5 protein-coding genes are annotated in these 4799 nt (G+C 63.4%); all 5 read left to right on the top strand.

Features of this window, described 5'->3' with window-relative positions; genetic code table 11:
• Window positions 1–84: 84 nt before the first annotated feature.
• Window positions 85–729 carry a class II aldolase/adducin family protein gene (locus I5W_RS02970; protein ID WP_044528120.1) on the top strand — a complete coding sequence of 215 codons (645 nt, stop codon included), beginning with the start codon at window positions 85–87 and terminating at the stop codon, window positions 727–729.
• The gene (locus I5W_RS02965) at window positions 726–2228 is read left to right on the top strand and encodes an aspartate aminotransferase family protein (protein WP_199901694.1); all 1503 of its coding nucleotides are present in this window, start codon (window positions 726–728) and stop codon (window positions 2226–2228) included. Before I5W_RS02970 ends, I5W_RS02965 begins: the two co-directional genes overlap by 4 nt.
• A 3-nt stretch (window positions 2229–2231) precedes the next feature.
• Window positions 2232–2870, top strand: a complete 639-nt coding sequence (locus tag I5W_RS02960) for a class II aldolase/adducin family protein (RefSeq protein WP_044528119.1) — start codon at window positions 2232–2234, stop codon at window positions 2868–2870.
• A gap of 58 nt (window positions 2871–2928) precedes the next feature.
• Complete coding sequence (locus I5W_RS02955; protein WP_044528121.1) at window positions 2929–4119, top strand: MFS transporter; 1191 nt, start codon at window positions 2929–2931, stop codon at window positions 4117–4119.
• Window positions 4116–4799 (top strand): aldehyde dehydrogenase family protein (locus I5W_RS02950; RefSeq protein WP_044528118.1); only part of this gene is annotated, 684 nt, incomplete at its 3' end. The genes I5W_RS02955 and I5W_RS02950, both read left to right, overlap by 4 nt.

Genomic DNA, 4799 nt, shown 5'->3' with positions numbered 1-4799 from the left:
GGACGCTTCGACTGTTCAAGCAACTGTATGAAAGACTGGCGCCGCTGTACCGGCGCATGAACCCTACCTCACCCGGAGCTTCCCATGCTGGCTGTGCAACACCGTGAACGTGTCGTGGAACTTTGCCTGGCGTTGTCGCGGCGTGGCTTCTTTGCGGCCACCGGTGGCAACCTGGCCTTGCGCATCGACCACCAACATATCGCCGTCACGCCTTCTGCCACCGATTATTTCGCCATGCGTGCAGAGGACGTCTGTGTGTTGCGGCTGGACGATCTGACTCGCATCGAAGGCGAGCGCTCACCTTCGGTGGAAACGGCGCTGCACGCCAATCTCTTCAAAAGCCGGGCGGACGCTCATTGCAGCATCCATACCCACCAGCCGGTGGCCAGCGCCTGTGCCTTGATCGGGAAAACCTTGCAGGTAGCCCATCCACAGAGCCGGCGCATCCTCGGCCCGCAGATCCCGATGATCGGCTACATGCCTTCGGGCAGTTCGTTCTTGGCCAACAAGGTGAGCAAGGCGCTCAAGCCGGGCATCAATGCCTATTTCATGCGCAATCACGGCGTGCTCTGCTGTGGCCCCACCGTCGAGGAAGCCATGCTGGTGGTGGAAGAACTGGAACGCTTCTGCGCTGATTTCCTGGCCGACCGCATCCGCGTGCGCGCCGCCACCCACCCTTCGCAAACCCCGGCCCTCAATCGTCTGCTGACCCTACTGGAGCAATCATGAACGACCGTCAACCTCACTCCCTGTTCAAGGACGCTGCCCCCATGAGCCCTTCTGAAACCACCTGCGCCATTTCTGACTGGCCGGATGTCGATACCTTGTATGCCCGCTTCCGCGAACTGGTGGCACAGCCGATGCGCCCGATCCGGCGCGAACATCTGCCGGCAGTGATGGATTATTTCGAACAGCGTTGTCAGGGTTCCAAACGCTTGTCCGAAGCCGCCCGCAAAGTCATTCCAGGCGGTGTGCAACACAACCTGGCCTTCAACCATCCGTTCCCGCTGGCCATGTCCGAGGCCGAGGGTGCCTGGCTCACCGATGTCGACGGCAATCGCTACATCGACTTCCTGCAAGCCGGTGGCCCTACCCTGCTCGGCTCCAATCCGCCGGCCCTGCGTGAGAAGGTCAACGAAATCCTGGAGCGCTGCGGCCCGGTCACCGGACTGCTGCACGAATACGAAGTCAAGCTGGCAGAGCTGGTCTGCCAATCCATGCCCGGCGTGGACATGCTGCGCCTGCTGGGTTCCGGCACGGAAGCGGTGATGGGCGCGATCCGCCTGGCACGCGCCTATACCGGCAAGAAATGGATCATCAAGATCGGCGGCGCCTATCACGGCTGGAGCGACCAGATGGTCTATGGGATGCGCCTGCCCAGCACCGGACGCATGGAAGCCGTCGGCATCCCCGGTGGATCGACCGCGCATACCCAGGAATGCCATCCCAATGACCTGGAGGCACTGCGTCGCAAGCTAAGCTGGAACCGCCTGCGTGGCGGGACGGCCGCCGTGCTGCTGGAACCGCTGGGACCGGAGAGCGGCACCCGTCCGGTCCATCCCGGCTACAACAGCGAAGTGCGCAAGCTGTGCGATGAATTCGGCGCGCTGATGATCTTCGATGAAGTCGTCACGGGCTTTCGCATGGGGCCGGGCGGTGCGCAAGCCTACTTCCAGGTCAAGCCGGACATCACCGTACTGGGAAAATGCCTGGCCGGCGGTTATCCCATGGCCGGCGCCATCGGCGGACGACGCGAGGTCATGATGATGCTGGTGGGCGGCATCGGCACCACTTCCAAGCGCGCCTTCGTGGGCGGCACGCTCTCGGCCAATCCCTTGTCCTGTGTGGCCGGTTACCATGCATTGAAGATGGCCATCGAAAGCAATGCCGCAGTCCAGGCCGGGCGCGCCGGAGACCGTCTGCGCAAGGGACTGGAAGACATCATCGCGCGCCTGAAGTTGCCCTACGTGGTCTACAACATGGGCTCAGTGGTGCATCTGCAGACTTCCGGCGTGCTCTTGCTCGATACCAGCAATCTCTACAAACTGTGGAAGGTCAAGGATGAAGCCAAGCAGCGCAAGCACATGATGGAGGAAATGGGGGCCGCCTATTGCGCGCATGGTTTGATCACGCTGGCAGGCAGTCGCATCTACACCAGCCTGGCCGATACCGATGCCATCATCGATGAAGCGCTCAACCGCTTCGAAGATGTCTTCAAGCTGGTGTGAGCCATGAGCATCCACGATGAACTGCAGCAGCAGTGGCAAGACACGCGCTTGCGCTTGCTGGAAAAAGGGCTGCTGGACCAGGAGCAAGGTGCGCTGTCCTTGCGCTGTCCAGGAACCACGGCCATGTGGTTGGGCGCGGCTGGAGATGACCAGCCCCTGCTCTACCCCTGGGAGCAAGCGCATGGTTCCAGCCAGGCCAGGCTGCACGCTACGATCTACCGGCAGCGCCCCGATGTCGGGGCGATCTGCTGGGGAGCAGGTCCGTTCGGTCGCAGCTTGCACCAGTTCGGCGGGGTGCTGCCCCAGGTGTTTGACGAGCAGGCCCGTCACCTCGGTCCCATGTCCCGCCCGGTGCAGCAGCAACAGGGGTTGGCCGCGGCCCTGGCCCGCGGTGGCAATGCCCTGCTCTGGCAGGAGCTGCCGCTGCTGCTGGGCAGCACGGCGGCACGCATGGCGATGAACGCCGAACTGTTCGAAAAGTGCAGCAAGGCGTATCTGCTGGCCCATGCCAGCGGTGCAGCGATTGGCGAACTGCCCTGGCTGGTGCGCTACATTGCCAACGGACGCTTGCGCAAGGACCGCCGACGTGCCGCCGACGCGTTCGCCCAGGGCCAGTTGCCCGCTGAAAGTCGCGGATATTAGATTGAGCTTGTTGAGCGTATTTCCTTTTTCCGATTCTGCCGATAACAGGTTTGCTGCCATGACCCGCCCACCTTCGACTCGCTTTTCGCTGCCGCAAGTCGGCAGTACCCTTCTGCTGGGCGCGCTGGCCCTGCTCATTCTCGGCTTGCAACCTATCCTGCTCGATGAGCTGGTCAGTGACCGGATCATCACCATGGAAGGCGTGGGCATCATCGCCATGGGTGAAATCGTCGCCCTGGGGCTGGGCGTGACCATCGGCGATCTGTTGCTGTCATTGGCGCGCTATCGCTCTACGCTCATCATCTCGGCCTTGCTGGTGGCCTTGCTGGACCTGCTGACCGCGCAGGCCCACGGTGACCTGCAATTTACCCTGCTGCGGATCGGGGCCGGACTGGCCGAAGGCGTGCTGGTGTGGGGTGCCACCAGCGTGATCGTACGCGCCAGCAATCCCGGTCGCCTGACCGCGCTGTTCATGGTCTGGCAGACCTTGCTGCAGTCCTCTACCGCCTCGGCACTGGCGAGCTGGGTGCTCCCCGGCCTGGGCTGGCGCGCCGGCTTCCAGGTGCTGGCTCTCACCGCCGTATTGGCCGCCCTGCTGCCGCTGGCCTTGCCGCGACAACTGCAACCGCTGGCCGCCCCCACCGAAGCCCGGCTCAAATGGTCGTCCACCTGTCTGCTGCCGCTGGCCGTGGCGTTCTGCCAGATGGCAGGCATCGGCGCGCTATGGATGTATCTGGAGCCGATCGGCGTGGCCCACGGTCTGCCTGCCAGCCAAGCCCATGCACTCATTTCGACCGTGCTGCTCATGCAGGTGGCGGGCGGCGTGATGGCCATCTGGCTGGTACGGCACCTGCCACTGGTGGCGACCCTGACCATCGGCGCCCTGGTGCTGGCTGCGGTCAGTGCGGCCATCTACCTGATGCCCGAACATGCTCCTGGAGCGTTTCGTTGGCTCAGCCATGTGTTCGGTTTCGCCTGGCTGTTTCTCATGCCTTTCCATGTACCATTGGCATTCCGTGCCGATGACAAGGGACGGGTCGCCGTCCTGGTGCCGGCAGCGCAACTGCTGGGCTCGGCCTTTGGTCCGCTGGTGGCTTCGCTGGTGGTGAGCGGCGAAAACACGGCATGGGTGCCGCTGGTAAGCTTCGCCTTTGCCGCAGCCATGATGCTGATGATGGTAGTGGGCCGCAAACGCTGGAGCCGGCATCCTCTCCAGCCACAAGACACCTACACAGGAGCGACCGGATGAACCCCAACTGGCTGCACGAGCCCGATGAACCCCAGATCCACCGGATGTTCAGCGCCCAGCAAGCACACGCCTTACACTTGCGCACCAGTTCGGCGACCCAGCGCCGGGACAAGCTGCGTCGCCTGCGCGCGGCGCTCACGGCCCGACGCCAGCAACTGCAACAGGCTTGCGCAGCGGACTTCAATAAACCTGCCATCGAGGTGGAACTGACCGAACTCATGCCGGTGCTGGAAGAAATCCACCTGGCCATCCGCAAGCTGCCACGCTGGATGCGGGGTTACCATGTCGCCCCGACCTTGAGCGCGCTGGGCAGTTCGGCACGGGTGACTTATCAGGCCAAGGGCAGTTGCCTGATCATCGGCCCCTGGAACTATCCGGTGGCTACCTTGATCGGTCCGCTGGTATCGGCGGTGGCCGCGGGCAACACGGTGTTGCTCAAACCCTCCGAATTCACCCCTGCCGTCAACGCAGTGCTGGCCGAGATCGTCGCAGAAGTCTTCCTGCCAAACGAAGTGAGCATGGTCAGCGGCGCAGTGGAGGTCACGCAAGCGCTGCTGGCCTTGCCCTTCGACCATATTTTCTTCACCGGTTCGACCGCGGTGGGCAAGATCGTCATGCGCGCCGCCGCCGAGCACCTGGCCTCGGTCACGCTGGAGCTGGGCGGCAAATCGCCGGTCATC

Origin of the sequence: Herbaspirillum sp. B65, assembly GCF_000333555.1 — a bacterium.
GTDB classification, from domain to species: domain Bacteria; phylum Pseudomonadota; class Gammaproteobacteria; order Burkholderiales; family Burkholderiaceae_D; genus Herbaspirillum; species Herbaspirillum rubrisubalbicans.
This window is presented reverse-complemented; position numbering and strand designations above follow the sequence as displayed.